This is a genomic window from Serratia sp. 3ACOL1 (assembly GCF_003668775.1).
Taxonomy (GTDB): domain Bacteria; phylum Pseudomonadota; class Gammaproteobacteria; order Enterobacterales; family Enterobacteriaceae; genus Chania; species Chania fonticola.
Genome location: NZ_CP033055.1, coordinates 740,786 through 756,201 on the forward strand (window position 1 = coordinate 740,786; position 15,416 = coordinate 756,201).

Sequence of the window (15,416 nt, forward strand, 5' to 3'; positions counted from 1 at the left end):
TGATGTTATAATCCTAACATTGTCACATCGTGATTGGTAGCTGTATTAACACTAATTTTTTAGCCATAAGCGGAATTAATGAGCACAACCTGCCAAAGAATGCGCTGGTAAATGTTATTTAAATAACATAGATTACACCTTGACCAATCCGTTCACTGAGCAACGGCTGCCCCCTGAGGAAAGAAGATGAAGACGATCATTAATCTGAGCCCTGGATTGTTCGGCATACAGCCGAATGAAGTGTATCGTGGCGCTGGTTTTACGGTGACCGCGTTTATGTTTCCTGGTGACATCGCCGCGTTGGCGCTGCAAAACCAGCGGGGTACCTTAACGTTATTGCCCTACCAGGATTTGATGATTTGGGATGCGGTGTTTGATGGCCAGTCTCTCAAAGCAAAAGCCAGCCAGGCGCAGCCACTGCGTAATGATGCCCGTGGTTGCTTTGCCTCTCACCAAGGCTTGCCAGCTAATTATGGTCCGGTGATTGATGTCTGGCTGGAGGTCGAGGAGGAAGCAATCACTGTACGAGCCAGCACGGCCGATGGCCCTTGCCGCATCCAACCGGCCGTTCAGCTAGCCGCCAACAGCACACAGTTCAGTATTGAAATGGTGATCAACAACCTGGCCGATCAGGCCCAGCCATTAAGTTATATGTGCAATATGAACTATGCCTGCGCAGAGGGTGCCGTTTTCCGTCAAAATCTGCCGGGCTGTGCGCTCAATATCCGTGATAATCCACAGCGGGTCATTTGCTCTGACGACCTCTCGCTGTATGTCGATCAGGCCGAGTTCTTTATGCTGGCGCCGTGCGGCAGAAGGTATGTAACCCGTTTTGCCACCCGCCAATTCAGCTATGCCGTCTTACAGCGGCCACGAGCCAACTCGCGGGCGACGGCGTTTGTCCAGCCGGCCAGTTGCAGCCCAGAGGTTGCAGCAATACCAATGGCAGTGATGTTAAAAGCGGGGGAGATGCGGGAGTTCCGCGTGACGACCGGCATGCTATAGCTGGCGGGGGGCTAGCCCCCGCGGGCAGGTATTACTCCTTCACCCATCCTTTACGGATCGGGAAGGCGAACAGGAAATGGTACAGGCGCGTCAGACGTTGGGCGATGGCCTCACCAAACAGGTTCCACACCAATTGGGCAAACAGACACCCCACACAGGCCAGCAGGAAACCGCCCACCATATCCAGCGGCCAGTGCACACCAAGGAACACGCGGGACCAGGCAATGGCAACGGCCGCGACCATCAGCAAAATACCTGACCAGACACGATGCCAGCACAGGAAGGCCAGGGCGAAGGTGAAGATGGCGGTGCCATGATCGCTGGGGAAAGAACTATCTGGTGCATGCGCCAGGAAGGTATAGCCGATGCCGGTGACAAACGGGCGCTCATGGGGTAACAGCGCACCGATCGCGGCCGATGCGCTCATGGCAAATAACAGGGCAATGGTCGTTTTGGCTACCACTTCTCGCTGTGCTGCCAGTTGGGTATGCGCCCCCCAGAACCACAGGCCGACAATCAGCAGCGGGATAATGACAATCAGATCCCGTGCGATGAAGGTGGCAAGATCGATCAACCATTCCGGGCTGGCCGGAGTGGCATCAATCCAGGCGAAAAGAAGATAGTTCAACTGCTCCATTAAGTATTACCTCGTCTTACGGCGAAAATAGCCGCTAATACACCAATAAACAGCCAATTGGCTGAACCAAACCCACCACCCGGCCCACAGGTTGTGGGAAAGAAAATGTGCGCCCCGCATGATCTGGCCAAAGCCCATAAGCATGCCAAGCGTGATGCCGCCCAGCCAGCACCAGTAAGCCAGGCGCGGGCGTTGCGGATAAAACAGAAAGAACAGTGCCATCACGGCAAAGCCGCTGGAAGCGTGGCCACCGGGGAAGCAACGGCCAGGCCCCGGAAAGGCTGGCGTGCTGCCAAACAGGGGAAACGACATCGCTTTGCCACCGTACTCCAGCAGATCCCAAGGGCATGAGTGTGCGCTGGTTGCCTTCAGGATCCCCACCACCAACGGCCCAATGCCGATCAACAGCATGGCGACAATCAGCCGCGCATTACGGCGATAAATGCCCCAAAACAGCGCCAGCACTGCTCCGGCGATCACCGAAATCTTTAACAACCGATGGTTGATCAGATCCAGCCAGTAGTTGTTCTGCCACGGAAAACGCTGGCTGGCGGCGTCATACCAATAATTACTGACTACCCAATCCAGCTGTTCATTGCGTGACAGCCAGATAAACAGCAGTGCAGCCATCATCAGCCCAAAGGCTTGCCAACGGTAAAAGGATGCGGGCAAGGAGTAAAGGGCGTCAGTCTGAATTTGGCTAGCCGTTGAGGATTGATTTAATGACGATTGTTTGGCGTTTGATGGGTTCACACGAAGGCTCATAGGCGGTAACGGATCAGGCTACTGTAATCATCCCGTCTTAAGAAAACCTTAATGGATGGCAAGGGGTCTGAGGGTGATATCCAGATTTGACCTATAATTTAACGGCGTAAAGTATGCTAGCGTAGTTGGGTATTTAGGTTATGAATTGTAAGGATAAAAAATGAACAAGCTTTCTATGGTAGTGACCAGCCTGCTGATGGCCGCGTCTGTCAGCGCCGTTGCTGCAACCACCGCAAGTAATGACGATCTCAATATGCAGCCGTTGGAAAAAGTAGCACCGTTCCCGAAAGCAGAGCCGGGCATGAGCCGGCAGGTCATTTATTTACCCAAGCAGGAGAATGAAGAAAACTTTAAGGTTGAGCTGCTGATTGGCCAAACGCTGGAAGTGGATTGCAATCGTCACATGATGGGCGGCAACCTGGAGAGTAAAACGCTGGCCGGTTGGGGTTACAACTATTTTGTACTGCCGAAGCTTTCGGCTCCGGCTTCTACCATGATGGCTTGCCCGGATAATACCAAGCGTCAGGAGTTCGTTGCCGCTCATCTGGGGGATGCCGCGATGCAGCGCTATAACAGCCGCTTGCCGATCGTGGTTTACGTGCCGAAGGACGTCGAGGTGCGCTATCGTATCTGGTCTGCCAGCGAAAATACTGGCCGTGCGGTAATTAAATAAACGACTGTAGACTACGCATTGTAGGGGCGCTGCATGCTGCGCCCGCTTGCCTGCCATGCTCCTCTGAATAATCAATGGATTACCTAACGGATAATGCCGCGCGCCGAGCGTGAGAAGAAAGAAGTAAACCATTGCAGTAGCGGATAGATTTCGCTCAAGCGCTGCGCCTCCTGCTTCACCTCATCGATCGCCAACGCATTGTGATACAGCATGTTATACAGGGCTTGGATCACTTGCTGTTGCCGATCGTCCAGCGATTGGAAGGCTGCCGCTGACTCGTTAACACCGATGGGGGCCGCGTGGTTGCCACTGGCACTGACAAAAGGTGGAACATCCTGCACCACGCCGGACTGATGGGCGATATGCGCATGGGCACCCAACAGACAAAACTGATGTATCGCGCATATATTGCCTATCTGCACAAAATCATCCAGCTCAACATGCCCGGCTAGCCCCGAGTTATCACCGATAACCGTGGTATTGCCGACAATGCAATCATGGCCAATGTGAACGTTGTTCAAGAACAGGTTGTCATTGCCGATAGTCGTTCGCCGATAGCCTTGAGCGGTGCCGCGATGAATAGTCGCATTCTTGCCGATCCTGTTTCTGTCGCCGATGACCACGTCCGTCGCTTCACCTGCATATTTCAAATCCTGATTCACTTCGCCGATGGTGGAAAATTGCCCGATAACGTTATTACAGCCAATACGGGTGAGGCCGTTAATGCTGACATGAGAGGCTATCACCGTGTCATCACCAATCTCGACGCCAGCTGCGATGATGCAGAAAGGGCCAATGCTGACGCGCGCACCGATAATCGCCCCCGGTTCAATCAAGCTGCTGCTTGCGACCCGGGCAGAGGGTGAAATTGACATTGCGTTATCCTGATAATGGCGCGTGGCGTTTCCGGCACTCAGGGCCAATCATGGGTAAATGATTAAGCCGAATTCTGGATTAATCTGAGAGTAAGCGTCGAATGGGAGGGGAAAGAGTTGGGCGTTGGTGGTCAGGTGATTTTTCTTATCGACAGGGCCGAGTATAAGGAGTTACCAGGCATATCACACCATCATATATTTTCTTTATTTTCTGAACCTTTCTGTAATGGGAGATGGGTCAGGGGGGCTAGATGCAGAGCGGTTAACCAAGACCGCAGACATTCCCTCTCCGTGGTCACAACATACGGGGGCGCAGCATCATGCCGCGCCCGTTTGGGAACCAATAGGTTAGATTCTTCGTCACATGACTATCTGCGGCCGCAGGGATGTCCTGCGAATATTTTTCACTCCTCCTGCTATTATGTGATGTTCAACATAATAGCAGGAGGAAGGGGCACTTATCTGATTACTCTATTGATGGGAAACTTTTTCCCACAAGGTAGTTCAGTACCTTAACTTGATCATCAAGCAGGTCAGTGGGGATGCTTTTTAGGATTTTATTTCTCACATCAGTTCTTATAAAGAAGAGTGAAGTATTTGAAAAGAAAAAAGGATCCATCAAGTAAATAGAAACGCCGGCGTTGTAGAGTTCCATATAGTCACTGCCGATAAATGAGGTTTTTTTTGCAATGGTGGTGTATTTCTTGGCTAGAATTGCACTGATAACACTAAACTGATCGTTTTTAAATTGTAACTGCAATGCGGTTAAACTCTTATTCTGATCAAATAAGACAAAAACATCTTTAGTACTTTCAAAAATGATATCGCTTCGTTTGTCCTTATTGTTATCGGGTGTTTCTTTATAGACATTTCCTCTCAGAACGTTGTTAAAACCCACATTTACCGCTTCCGGGTGAGTCACCTTGAACGTATCTTCCGTTGTCTGACCAAACTTCACCGTAAGCGTGCCTGTGCTAGATGCGCTTAAGTGCCCACAAAAAAAACAGTTGGTTATAACCAGAAAAAAGTAACCTAAAGCACTCACTTTCATGATGCAATCCTATAAATCCTTTCGGGATTGTGAAATGGCACATAAAAATCATTTAACCATGTAAATCAGGTTTTTATTCTTGGTGCTATTATTGTGCTGGTTTTACATGCTCACCTTCCTAGTGTAAATGACATTTATGACCGATGTCGTATCCTCTTTATCACGTGATGATAGCTCGGTGTTTCACTACGTTGTCATTAAAGCAATAGTGTTGTCAATAATCTCGGCAGTTAAATCGAGTCGGTTTAAAATGTAGTTTTGCGGATAACATTATGCGTAACAGGTGTCTCCTCCTGCTTTTATACACTCCTGAAATCAGTGTTTTATATTGTATTAATATTGCTACCAAGATACTTTGACTAATGAACAATATGCTGCTGGTGTAAAGCCGATCTGCATTGAAGCTGCGGCTATACTTTAGTTCGAAACAATCTGTCTGTTAATCAGAACACATCTAGGGCGTTATTCTGCGCTAACACATTAACGATGTGGTATGCGGATAATGAGGTTTCCTCTTTGGAGCTTGTTCTCTGATCGAACTTCCATCTGCCAACGCGTACCAGTGATGCTCGTCCGGCGGCATGCTGACGGTAGTCACTCGCAACGGAGCAAGTGTCTGTTGTTCAGAGGGGGAAGGAGGAATTCAGGCAACAAAAAACCCGCTAATCTTGAACCTAAAAAGGCGGGACTAACGGGCTCCACAAAATGGGGACATCAAAGAAAAGCAGTGGCACTAATTCAGACTATGTCCCGATCGAAAAGTTCTACCTGTTACACGAAAAATTAAAAAATTTTTCGCCGTAGCACCACTTCTCAGACCGCCTTGCTACCCCATTATACCTGGCCAGATCACCACGATGAGTGAACCTGCCAAGGTTAACAACACGTTAGCGATGGCGTAGGTGCCTGCATATCCCAGTGCTGGAATATTACTACGTGCAGTGTCACTAATGATTTCCATCGCCGGAGCGCAGGTACGTGCCCCCATAATGGCACCAAACAGCAGGGCACGGTTCATACGCAGAATGTAGGCTCCGAATAGGAAGCAGATCACTACCGGTACCAGGCTGACGATCAAGCCTGCGATCAGCATCTGGCCACCTACTGCGCCTAGGGTATTGCCGATACCAGCCCCTGCGCTTAGGCCTACACCGGCCATAAACACCATCAGGCCGAACTCTTTCACCATGTTCAACGCGCCCTGAGGGATATAACCAAAGGTCGGGTGGTTGGCACGCAGGAAGCCCAGCATGATGCCGGCCATCAATAGCCCTGCGGCGTTGCCGATGCCAAAGGAGAAGCTGCTGGTGAACTGAATGGTGATCTGGCCGATCAGCAGGCCGATGATAAAGAAGGCGCAGAACGCCAGCAGATCGGTAACCTGGCTATGAATGGAGATAAAGCCGATCTTCTCTGCCACGCTTTTTACCCGGCGGGCATCGCCGCTAACCTGCAGCACATCGCCTTTGTTCAACACGATGCTGTCATCGATCGGCATTTCAATCTGGCTGCGGATCACGCGGTTGAGGAAGCAACCATGATCGGTCAGTTTCAACTGGCTCAGGCGCTTGCCTACCGCATTGCTGTTTTTGACCACGATCTCTTCGGTCACGATGCGCATATCCAGCAGATCCCGGTCGAACACTTCCTTACCGTTACGGAAGCTTGGGTCCAGGCGTGCGTGAGCATCAGGGTAGCCGACCAGTGAGATTTCATCCCCGACCTGTAACACCGCATCGCCGTCTGGGTTGGCCAGAATGCCGTTGCGGCGAATTCTTTCGATGTAACAACCGGTTTGGCGGTAAATGCCGAGCTCGCGCAGGTTCTTGCCGTCTGCCCAGGCAACCAGTTCCTGGCCAACGCGATAGGCGCGGATCACTGGCAAATAAACCTTACGCTGACTATCGGTATCCAGACCGCGCTCACGGGCGATTTGTTGGGCAGAGGTAGAGAGGTCCTGATGCTGTAGTTTAGGCAGGTAACGTGCGCCGAAAATCAGGCTGACCAGGCCAATCAGGTAGGTCAGGGCGTAGCCCAGGCTCAGATGGTCTTGGGCAGCAAGCAGTGCCGGGCCGCTGGTGATGGTATTACGCAGCGTATCGCCTGCACCCACCAACACCGGTGTGGAGGTCATCGAACCGGCGAGCATGCCGGCAGTAAGGCCGATATCCCAGTGGAACAGCTTACCCAGACCGATAGCGATCACCATCGCTGAACCGACCATCACCAGCGCCAGCATGAAGTAGTTTTTGCCGTCGCGGAAAAAAATCGAGAAGAAATTGGGGCCAGCTTCAACACCGACGCAAAAAATAAACAGCATGAAGCCGAGGCTTAACGCTTCGGTGTTAATGGCAAAGTGCTGCTGGCCGAGCAACAGCGAGACCACTAAAACGCCAATGGAATTACCGAGTTGAACGGAGCCAAGACGAACCTTTCCGAGGCAGAGCCCCAGGGCGAGTACCACAAACAGTAACAGGATGTAGTTACCATTTAACAAACTTGCGACGTTTATGTTCACGGGGGATAACTTATTGTTTACCAGTAAGTTCTTGATAAAGAACACTATAAGAGTTAGATTCAGCCATAGAGTATATGGATAAAACTGAGATAACAACCAACCATCGGAAGGCGATCCGAACCATCGAATGGCGGCGCTTATTCTAGTCGCTATCACGTATGACAGCCAGCATAAAGCTGTGTCGGCATACGTATTTAACCCTTATTGACCAAGGAAAAAGTTCAGCCAGCGCTGTCGATTTCGGCTGTGTGTCGCAAGGTCTGTGCGATAGGCTGTTTTTTACGATGTAGTGAGCGGTCACATCGCGATATCCGTCGTTTTTCGGGTATGGAGGGGAGAGGTGGATGGTGAGTTATCGATACTGGGTGGGCATTTTCAGCTGTTTTCTGTTGTTTAGCCTGGTTTTTCTGGGCCAGAAGAGCGGTGCCCTCGGCGTGACAGAGCCTGAGCATCATGGTGAAACCGGCCTGCTGTTGTTTATTATTCCCGGTTTTATCGCCAGCTATTTGTCGAGCAAGCAGCGTATCCTGTGTCCGTTGCTTGGCGCACTGTGTGCGGTACCGCTGTGTTTGCTCATTCGCCACTTTTGGTTAACGCCCGGCCATTCGTTTTGGCAGGAGTTGGCTTATGCGGTCAGCGCCGTATTTTGGTGTGTGTTCGGTGGGATGCTGTATTTATTAATGCGCATGGTGTTGCATGCTTTGCAACAGTTCTATCGGCGGCAAAAACCCTAATCGTAAAAAAGGCCACCTGCGTTCGGTGGCCTTTTTTTGTTCGAGCTTGAAGCTTACTGGAACAGGTTCAGATTTTCTTTGGCGTAGGCTTCAAAATCGGTGCAGCCGCCAATGTGGGTCTGATCGATAAAGATCTGCGGCACGGTTTCTACCGGTTTGCCCACGGTTTTTTCCAAATCGGCCTTGGTGATGCCTTCTGCGTGAATATCAACATAACGGAAGTTGAAATCGTCACGCTCTTCAGTCAATTTCTCTGCCAGCTCTTTAGCACGGACACAGTAAGGACAGCCCGGACGCCCGAAGATTACAGCAAACATGTAACACTCCTAGTCTGTTATTAATAATTAACCGTATTGTAACGACATTCCTTCCGTCATAAAAAGACTTCAGTTGCGCTATCACTCACGTCATGGCGCTTACTATGCCCGTTGGTGGAGCTAAAAAAAAGCAGGATCTGCCTCTTGGTTTGATTTATAGAACCGATTAATCAACTAGGGCTGTTGCTGTGATGGCGAATTTACTACACTGGACACAGTGAGTCTGGAGAAAAAAATATGCGTTCATTCGGTGACTTACCGCGTTCTGTGCTGGTGCTTGAAGGATTGGGCATGGTGCTGTTGATACTCTCTTATCTGAGTATTCATGACTACGTGCGCTTGCCGGGTATGCTGGCTTCGCAACAGGCGGCGGTTGGCATGATCTTTCTTGGCGTCTTCATGATGGTTCCGGCAGCCGCGTTTTTGGTCTGGCGCGTAGTTCAAGGGTTCGGCCCGCTACTGCGCGGTGGCCAGCCGCCGCAGAACGATCGGCGTACCCCGCCGAAAGATAAACAAGACCAGGGACCGCAAGACTAAACGCGGCTATGGGGAATGCCTGCCAATGCAGGTGATCAACGCCTTTAGGGGTGACGAGTGAAAATTGCCATTCTTTCACGCGATGGTTCGCTGTACTCATGTAAAAGACTGCGTGAGGCTGCAGAGCAGCGTGGGCACCGTATCGATATTATCGATCCGCAGTCTTGTTATATGAATATCAACCCGGCGGCACCGAGCATTCATTATCGTGGCCGCCAGTTGGAACGTTACGATGCCGTGATCCCGCGTATCGGTTCTGCTATTACGTTTTATGGCACTGCCGTGCTGCGCCAGTTTGAACTGCTCGGTAGCTATCCGCTCAATGAATCTGTAGCCATTACCCGCGCCCGTGACAAGCTGCGTTCGCTGCAACTGCTGGCGCGCCAGGGGATTGATCTGCCCATTACCGGTTTTGCGCATTCGCCGGATGACACCGGTGATTTGATCGAACTGGTGGGTGGCGCACCGCTGGTGGTGAAGCTGGTTGAAGGGACACAGGGGATCGGCGTGGTATTGGCCGAAACTCGTCAGGCGGCGGAGAGCGTGATCGACGCCTTTCGTGGCCTGAATGCCCATATCCTGGTGCAGGAGTATATCCGCGAAGCCAACGGCTGTGACATTCGCTGCCTGGTCGTTGGCGGCAGGGTAGTTGCCGCGATTGAACGCCAGGCAAAGCCTGGGGAGTTTCGGTCGAACCTGCACCGTGGTGGCACGGCTCGTAAAGTGCATATCACCGGCAAGGAACGCGCAACCGCGATCAAGGCCGTGGAGACGCTGGGGCTGGATGTTGCCGGGGTTGATATCCTACGTGCCGATCGTGGCCCGCTGGTGATGGAGGTGAATGCATCGCCGGGGTTGGAAGGCGTTGAAACCACCACCGGATTGGATATTGCAGGTATGATGATCGAGTACATTGAGCAACAAGCCCGACCTGGCTTTCGTCTGAAATCAGGCGGATGATAAATTGCGCTTTCCTCTGTCGCGCCAAGCGTGTACGGGGGATCGCAGGTGCGAATAGGTTGTGCGATGTTGTCGTATTAGTGAATTAAGCGGCTTTGATCGTGGCATCTCGATTGAATATTCCGTAAGCTATGCGCCTTTTCATGTCATTGAACCCTGTGAGGCTGGTAATTTATGGATTCACTCATCGTCCCCGATTTGGCGTTATTACGACGTTGGTTGGATCAGTTGGGGATCTCGTTTTTTGAATGTGACTCTTGCCAGGCGCTACACCTGCCGCACATGCAAAACTTTGACGGCGTATTCGATGCCAAGCTCGATCTGGTGGACAATGTGATCCTGTTTTCCGCGCTGGCCGAAGTCAAGCCAACCGCACTGATCCCGCTGGTGGCCGATCTCAGTCAAATCAATGCCAGCTCGCTGACCATCAAGGCCTTTGTTGATATTCAAGACGATAACTTGCCAAAGCTGATTGTTTGCCAGTCTTTGAGCATTGCCGTGGGCGTAGCCTATGAGCAGTTTGCCCACTTTATGCAACAGGGCGAAGAACAGATCTCGATGGTGATCCTGGAAGCCAGGGCGAACGATCTGCTGTTTATGGGTGATGAAGAAGAGAACCCGGCTACCGTAGCCAGCCAACCGATGCTGCATTAATCTTCGCTGTACATTATGTGTGCCGCAGCTCTGGCGGCACGCAGCCCGGATTTTCCCCCACAAACAAATATTCTGCGTTTCTCCCCTTATTGCCAGATATTTCTCGTCTTTTAGGCCGTTATTGCCGCATCACATACAGACCCCGTGCATAATTAATCGATAAACGGCGTTTTTTACCCTGGAGGCTGGCACCGTCTGGCAACTCCGGTTATGCTGCTGATCTTGCTAAAGGCTCACGCTCCTGTTTGTGACCTCGTGGGCTGGCAGGTGAGAAAATCGCATGCAATCAACTGCATAGCTATTCACTCGCGATCGCAACGATTGCGCTCGGCTAATCAAAGGCGTTGTATCCTTTCAAGATACAAATTTACCCCTTGTTTTGGAGGAAGTTACGGATGGTCACCCAACGTAAAAAGTGGTTATCGGGTGTGGTTGGCGGCTTGCTGATGACGGCTTGCTTCACCGCGTCGGCCGCAGACAATACGCTGCACATCTACAATTGGTCCGACTACATTGCGCCGGATACCCTGGCTAAATTCCAGAAAGAAACCGGTATTAAAGTGGTGTATGACGTCTTTGATTCCAACGAGGTTCTGGAAGGCAAACTGATGGCGGGCAGCACCGGTTATGACCTGGTGGTTCCTTCCTCCAACTTCCTTGAGCGTCAGTCCAAAGCCGGTATTTTTGAAGCGCTGGATAAGAGCAAGATACCTAATTACAAAAACCTTGATCCCGAGATGCTGCAACTGGTTGCGCATAACGACAAGGATAATAAGTATGGTATCCCTTACATGATGGTGACCACCGGCATTGGCTATAACGTCGATAAGGTCAAAGCGGTGCTGGGTAAAGATGCCCCGGTCGATAGCTGGGACCTGATCCTCAAGCCGGAAAACCTGGAGAAACTGAAAAGCTGTGGTGTTTCCTTCCTGGATGCGCCAAGCGAAGTGTATGCCACCGTCTTACACTATCTGGGTAAAGATCCTAACAGCACCAGTGCGGAAGATTACACCGGTGCGGCCAACGATCTGTTGATGAAGCTGCGTCCGAATATCCGCTATTTCCACTCTTCCCAGTACATTAACGATCTGGCTAACGGGGATATTTGTGTGGCCATTGGCTGGTCTGGCGACATCATGCAGGCCGCCAACCGTGCCAAGGAAGCCAAAAACGGCGTCAATGTGGCCTACTCCATTCCAAAAGAAGGGGCGCTGACCTACTTTGACATGTTTGCGATGCCAGCCGATGCCAAAAACAAAGATGCGGCCTACCAGTTCCTGAACTTCCTGCTCAAGCCAGAGGTGATCGCGGATATCAGCAACCACGTGTTTTATGCTAACGCGGTGAAAGACGCAACGCCGCTGGTGAATGCCGAGGTGCGTGATAACCCGAACGTTTATCCACCGGCAGATATTCGCGCCAAGCTGTTCACGCTGAATGTGCAGTCGCCAAAACTTGACCGTGTTGTTACCCGGGCATGGACTAAAGTTAAAAGCGGGAAGTAAATACCCGTCGTCTTTCAAGCTGCAGCGTTGTTACCTGCACTTACTCACCCCAGTCACTTACCCAAAAGTAAGCTCCTGGGGGTGAGTAAGCTTGTCGCCTAGCCGCAGCTCGAAATCCATAGGGTATTGATAAGCAGGTGGGGTTAACCCGCCTGCATTGCCATTTTGGGCCATGGCAATTGCTGTGGTTGTTCGCACTGCTTTAGCCGGAGAGCACCCCGATTGAACGATGTTATCCCTCGTCCGCTAGCCAAATCGCAGAAGGTCTTCACCCCTCTGCTGGAAATCCGTAACCTTACCAAAACCTTTGACGGCCAGAACGCGGTAGAAGACGTCAGCCTGACGATCTACAAGGGCGAAATTTTTGCGCTGTTGGGGCCCTCTGGCTGCGGAAAATCGACGTTGCTGCGCATGTTGGCCGGTTTTGAACAGCCGACGGAAGGGCAAATTGTCCTCGACGGCCAGGACATGTCCCATGTGCCGCCATACCAGCGCCCGGTCAATATGATGTTCCAGTCCTATGCGCTGTTCCCCCATATGACGGTGGAGCAGAACATCGCGTTTGGCCTCAAGCAGGACAAAATGCCGCGCGCGCAAATTAACGAGCGCGTCACAGAAATGCTGACGCTGGTGCATATGCAGGAATACGCCAAGCGTAAGCCGCACCAGCTCTCCGGCGGGCAACGCCAGCGTGTGGCGCTGGCGCGTAGCCTGGCTAAACGGCCAAAGCTGTTGCTGTTGGATGAACCAATGGGCGCGCTGGATAAGAAACTGCGCGATCGTATGCAGCTGGAAGTGGTGGATATCCTGGAGCGCGTGGGCGCGACCTGCGTCATGGTCACCCACGATCAGGAAGAAGCGATGACCATGGCTGGCCGTATCGCCATCATGAACCGCGGCAAGTTTGTGCAAATTGGTGAGCCGGAAGAGATCTACGAGCACCCGAACAGCCGTTTCAGCGCCGAGTTTATCGGTTCGGTCAACGTGTTCGATTGCGTGTTACAGGAGCGTCGGGACGATGCATTGATCTTGCAAAGCCCTGGTTTACGCCATGCGCTTAAGGTCGATCCTGATTCATCGGTGGTAGACGGTGTGCCTATTCAGGTCGCTCTCCGCCCGGAAAAGATCATGCTGTGTGAGGAAGTGCCGGAAGACGGCTGCAACTTTGCGGTGGGTGAGGTGGTGAACATCGCCTATCTGGGCGATCTGTCGATCTACCACGTCAAACTGCTCAGTGGGCAGATGATCAGTGCGCAGCTGCAAAACGGCCATCGCTTCCGCAAAGGGATGCCGACCTGGGGTGATGAAGTGCGCCTGTGTTGGGAAACCGACAGCTGTGTGGTTCTGACGGTGTAGTTGAGAACGTGAGGAGTAACCACCATGACATTGCTTTCTGAACGTTCGCCGGAGCCCCCGGCAAGAGTACCCGGCCCGATTAAGGCGTTTATCCAACGTTTGCAGATGGCCCATGGCCGCAAGTTGGTGATCGCGCTGCCGCTGCTGTGGCTGCTGCTGTTGTTTATGCTGCCGTTCCTGATCGTGTTCAAGATCAGTCTCTCAGAGCTGGCCTTGGCGGTACCGCCTTATACCGATCTGATGAGTTGGGCAGACGGCAAACTCGATATTGCACTGAACTTTGCCAACTACCTGCAGTTGACCGATGACCCGTTATACATCGATGCCTATCTGCAATCCTTGCAGATTGCGGCGGTTTCAACGTTATGCTGCCTGGTGATCGGCTACCCGCTGGCGTGGGCGGTGGCACACAGTAAACCGTCGACCCGCAACATTCTGTTGCTGTTGGTGATCCTGCCTTCCTGGACGTCATTCCTGATCCGTGTGTATGCCTGGATGGGGATACTGAAGAACAACGGGGTGTTGAACAACTTCCTGATGTGGTTGGGGGTGATCGATCAGCCGCTGGTGATCCTGCATACCAATCTGGCGGTGTATATCGGCATCGTTTATTCCTATCTGCCGTTTATGGTGTTGCCAATTTATACCGCGCTGACGCGCCTTGATTACTCGCTGGTTGAAGCCTCGCTGGATCTGGGGGCCAAGCCGTTGAAAACCTTCTTCAGCGTGATCATGCCGTTAACGCGTGGCGGTATCATTGCCGGCTCGATGCTGGTGTTTATCCCGGCGGTGGGGGAGTTCGTGATCCCGGAACTGCTCGGCGGGCCAGACAGCATCATGATTGGCCGCGTGCTCTGGCAAGAGTTCTTCAATAACCGTGACTGGCCGGTCGCCTCGGCGGTTGCTACCGTGATGCTGCTGTTGCTGATTGTACCTATTCTCTGGTTCCACAAGCACCAGAACAAGGAAATGGGAGGGCAGGGATGAATAACTTGCCGGTAGTGCGCTCACCGTGGCGCATAGCGATTCTGGTGGTCGGTTTCACCTTCCTCTACGCACCGATGCTGATGCTGGTGATCTACTCGTTCAACAGCTCCAAGCTGGTTACCGTTTGGGCGGGATGGTCGTTCCGTTGGTATATCGAATTGTTCCACGATTCGGCGATGATCAGCGCAGTTGGCCTGAGTTTGACCATTGCGGCGGCTTCCGCCACGGCAGCGGTGATCCTCGGTACCATTGCCGCGATGGTGATGGTGCGCTTTGGGCGTTTCCGGGGTTCGACCGGGTTTGCCTTTATGCTCACCGCACCGCTGGTTATGCCAGACGTGATCACCGGTTTGTCGCTGCTGCTATTGTTTGTGGCGATGGGGCACACCTTTGGTTGGCCTTCTGAGCGTGGGATGTTCACCATCTGGTTGGCGCACGTCACCTTCTGTACCGCCTATGTGTCGGTCGTTATCAGTTCGCGCCTGCGTGAACTGGATCGTTCGATCGAAGAGGCAGCTATGGATCTGGGCGCGACGCCGCTGAAGGTGTTTTCCGTGATCACCTTGCCGATGATTGCCCCGGCGCTGATCTCGGGCTGGATGCTGGCGTTTACTCTCTCGTTGGACGATCTGGTAATTGCCAGCTTCGTGGCCGGGCCTGGGGCCACCACCTTGCCAATGCTGGTATTCTCCAGCGTGCGGATGGGGGTTAACCCGGAGATCAACGCCTTGGCGACGCTGATCCTGCTGGTGGTGGGGATCATCGGGTTTATTGCCTGGTGGTTTATGGCGCGGGCGGAAAAACAGCGCGCGCGTGAACTGCAAAGGGCCGCTCGTGGCTGA

The 15,416-nt window shown here is 52.3% G+C and carries 16 protein-coding genes; 10 read left to right on the forward strand and 6 right to left on the reverse strand.

The genetic code is table 11. The features are described from left to right. Positions 1–186: 186 nt before the first annotated feature. Positions 187–1,005 carry a hypothetical protein gene (locus D9980_RS03515; RefSeq protein WP_121606437.1) on the forward strand — a complete coding sequence of 273 codons (819 nt, stop codon included), beginning with the start codon at positions 187–189 and terminating at the stop codon, positions 1,003–1,005. Between the two features lie 31 nt (positions 1,006–1,036). Here D9980_RS03515 and ybjG read toward each other — a convergent pair whose 3' ends face one another. After that, positions 1,037–1,642 carry an undecaprenyl-diphosphate phosphatase gene (gene ybjG / locus D9980_RS03520; RefSeq protein ID WP_121606438.1) on the reverse strand — a complete coding sequence of 202 codons (606 nt, stop codon included), beginning with the start codon at positions 1,640–1,642 and terminating at the stop codon, positions 1,037–1,039. Positions 1,643–1,648: 6 nt separating this feature from the next. After that, on the reverse strand, positions 1,649–2,407 hold the full coding sequence (locus D9980_RS03525) for a phosphatase PAP2 family protein (protein ID WP_121606439.1): 759 nt from the start codon (positions 2,405–2,407) through the stop codon (positions 1,649–1,651). A gap of 160 nt (positions 2,408–2,567) precedes the next feature. On the opposite strand from D9980_RS03525, the gene eco reads away from it, so the two are divergent. Continuing rightward, a complete protein-coding gene (gene eco, locus D9980_RS03530; RefSeq protein ID WP_046808133.1) occupies positions 2,568–3,080 on the forward strand; it encodes a serine protease inhibitor ecotin in 513 nt (170 codons plus the stop codon). Between the two features lie 83 nt (positions 3,081–3,163). On the opposite strand, the gene lpxA is transcribed toward eco, so the two are convergent. The 3 genes from lpxA to D9980_RS03545 form a co-directional block, all read right to left on the reverse strand. Next, positions 3,164–3,955 (reverse strand): acyl-ACP--UDP-N-acetylglucosamine O-acyltransferase, encoded by a 792-nt coding sequence (gene lpxA, locus D9980_RS03535; protein WP_121606440.1) that lies wholly within the window; start codon positions 3,953–3,955, stop codon positions 3,164–3,166. A 466-nt stretch (positions 3,956–4,421) separates the two neighbouring features. Continuing rightward, positions 4,422–5,006 carry a hypothetical protein gene (locus D9980_RS03540; protein WP_121606441.1) on the reverse strand — a complete coding sequence of 195 codons (585 nt, stop codon included), beginning with the start codon at positions 5,004–5,006 and terminating at the stop codon, positions 4,422–4,424. 826 nt (positions 5,007–5,832) lie between these two features. Then, on the reverse strand, positions 5,833–7,524 hold the full coding sequence (locus D9980_RS03545) for an aspartate:alanine antiporter (protein WP_121608941.1): 1,692 nt from the start codon (positions 7,522–7,524) through the stop codon (positions 5,833–5,835). A gap of 344 nt (positions 7,525–7,868) precedes the next feature. Between D9980_RS03545 and D9980_RS03550 the strand changes: the two genes are divergently transcribed. Further along, positions 7,869–8,258 carry an inner membrane protein YbjM gene (locus D9980_RS03550; protein ID WP_121606442.1) on the forward strand — a complete coding sequence of 130 codons (390 nt, stop codon included), beginning with the start codon at positions 7,869–7,871 and terminating at the stop codon, positions 8,256–8,258. Between the two features lie 53 nt (positions 8,259–8,311). Here D9980_RS03550 and D9980_RS03555 read toward each other — a convergent pair whose 3' ends face one another. Continuing rightward, entirely contained in the window at positions 8,312–8,575 is a 264-nt protein-coding gene (locus D9980_RS03555) for a GrxA family glutaredoxin (RefSeq protein ID WP_021804981.1), read from the reverse strand. A 237-nt stretch (positions 8,576–8,812) separates the two neighbouring features. Here D9980_RS03555 and D9980_RS03560 point away from each other — a divergent pair, with 237 nt between their 5' ends. From D9980_RS03560 to potI, 7 genes are all read left to right on the forward strand, one after another. Then, positions 8,813–9,112: a YbjC family protein gene (locus D9980_RS03560; RefSeq protein ID WP_021804980.1), complete on the forward strand. Its 300-nt coding sequence runs from the start codon at positions 8,813–8,815 to the stop codon at positions 9,110–9,112. Positions 9,113–9,169: 57 nt separating this feature from the next. Continuing rightward, complete coding sequence (rimK, locus tag D9980_RS03565; protein WP_121606443.1) at positions 9,170–10,072, forward strand: 30S ribosomal protein S6--L-glutamate ligase; 903 nt, start codon at positions 9,170–9,172, stop codon at positions 10,070–10,072. A 174-nt stretch (positions 10,073–10,246) separates the two neighbouring features. Continuing rightward, positions 10,247–10,726, forward strand: a complete 480-nt coding sequence (locus D9980_RS03570) for a YbjN domain-containing protein (RefSeq protein ID WP_024528635.1) — start codon at positions 10,247–10,249, stop codon at positions 10,724–10,726. Positions 10,727–11,121: 395 nt separating this feature from the next. Then, a complete protein-coding gene (potF, locus tag D9980_RS03575) occupies positions 11,122–12,231 on the forward strand; it encodes a spermidine/putrescine ABC transporter substrate-binding protein PotF (RefSeq protein WP_121606444.1) in 1,110 nt (369 codons plus the stop codon). Between the two features lie 222 nt (positions 12,232–12,453). After that, positions 12,454–13,587 (forward strand): putrescine ABC transporter ATP-binding subunit PotG, encoded by a 1,134-nt coding sequence (gene potG, locus D9980_RS03580; protein WP_121606445.1) that lies wholly within the window; start codon positions 12,454–12,456, stop codon positions 13,585–13,587. A 24-nt stretch (positions 13,588–13,611) separates the two neighbouring features. Further along, on the forward strand, positions 13,612–14,574 hold the full coding sequence (potH, locus tag D9980_RS03585; protein WP_021804975.1) for a putrescine ABC transporter permease PotH: 963 nt from the start codon (positions 13,612–13,614) through the stop codon (positions 14,572–14,574). Further along, complete coding sequence (gene potI, locus D9980_RS03590; protein WP_021804974.1) at positions 14,571–15,416, forward strand: putrescine ABC transporter permease PotI; 846 nt, start codon at positions 14,571–14,573, stop codon at positions 15,414–15,416. Before potH ends, potI begins: the two co-directional genes overlap by 4 nt.

What these genes read in the sequence shown, in the direction of transcription:
- D9980_RS03555 (WP_021804981.1), bottom strand. Translation starts at nt 8,575, where the DNA reads ATGTTTGCTGTAATCTTCGGGCGTCCGGGCTGTCCTTACTGTGTCCGT.
- D9980_RS03570 (WP_024528635.1), top strand. Translation starts at nt 10,247, where the DNA reads ATGGATTCACTCATCGTCCCCGATTTGGCGTTATTACGACGTTGGTTG.
- D9980_RS03515 (WP_121606437.1), top strand. Translation starts at nt 187, where the DNA reads ATGAAGACGATCATTAATCTGAGCCCTGGATTGTTCGGCATACAGCCG.
- D9980_RS03550 (WP_121606442.1), top strand. Translation starts at nt 7,869, where the DNA reads ATGGTGAGTTATCGATACTGGGTGGGCATTTTCAGCTGTTTTCTGTTG.
- D9980_RS03525 (WP_121606439.1), bottom strand. Translation starts at nt 2,407, where the DNA reads ATGAGCCTTCGTGTGAACCCATCAAACGCCAAACAATCGTCATTAAAT.
- D9980_RS03560 (WP_021804980.1), top strand. Translation starts at nt 8,813, where the DNA reads ATGCGTTCATTCGGTGACTTACCGCGTTCTGTGCTGGTGCTTGAAGGA.
- ybjG (WP_121606438.1), bottom strand. Translation starts at nt 1,642, where the DNA reads ATGGAGCAGTTGAACTATCTTCTTTTCGCCTGGATTGATGCCACTCCG.
- D9980_RS03540 (WP_121606441.1), bottom strand. Translation starts at nt 5,006, where the DNA reads ATGAAAGTGAGTGCTTTAGGTTACTTTTTTCTGGTTATAACCAACTGT.
- potF (WP_121606444.1), top strand. Translation starts at nt 11,122, where the DNA reads ATGGTCACCCAACGTAAAAAGTGGTTATCGGGTGTGGTTGGCGGCTTG.
- eco (WP_046808133.1), top strand. Translation starts at nt 2,568, where the DNA reads ATGAACAAGCTTTCTATGGTAGTGACCAGCCTGCTGATGGCCGCGTCT.
- potH (WP_021804975.1), top strand. Translation starts at nt 13,612, where the DNA reads ATGACATTGCTTTCTGAACGTTCGCCGGAGCCCCCGGCAAGAGTACCC.
- potI (WP_021804974.1), top strand. Translation starts at nt 14,571, where the DNA reads ATGAATAACTTGCCGGTAGTGCGCTCACCGTGGCGCATAGCGATTCTG.
- lpxA (WP_121606440.1), bottom strand. Translation starts at nt 3,955, where the DNA reads ATGTCAATTTCACCCTCTGCCCGGGTCGCAAGCAGCAGCTTGATTGAA.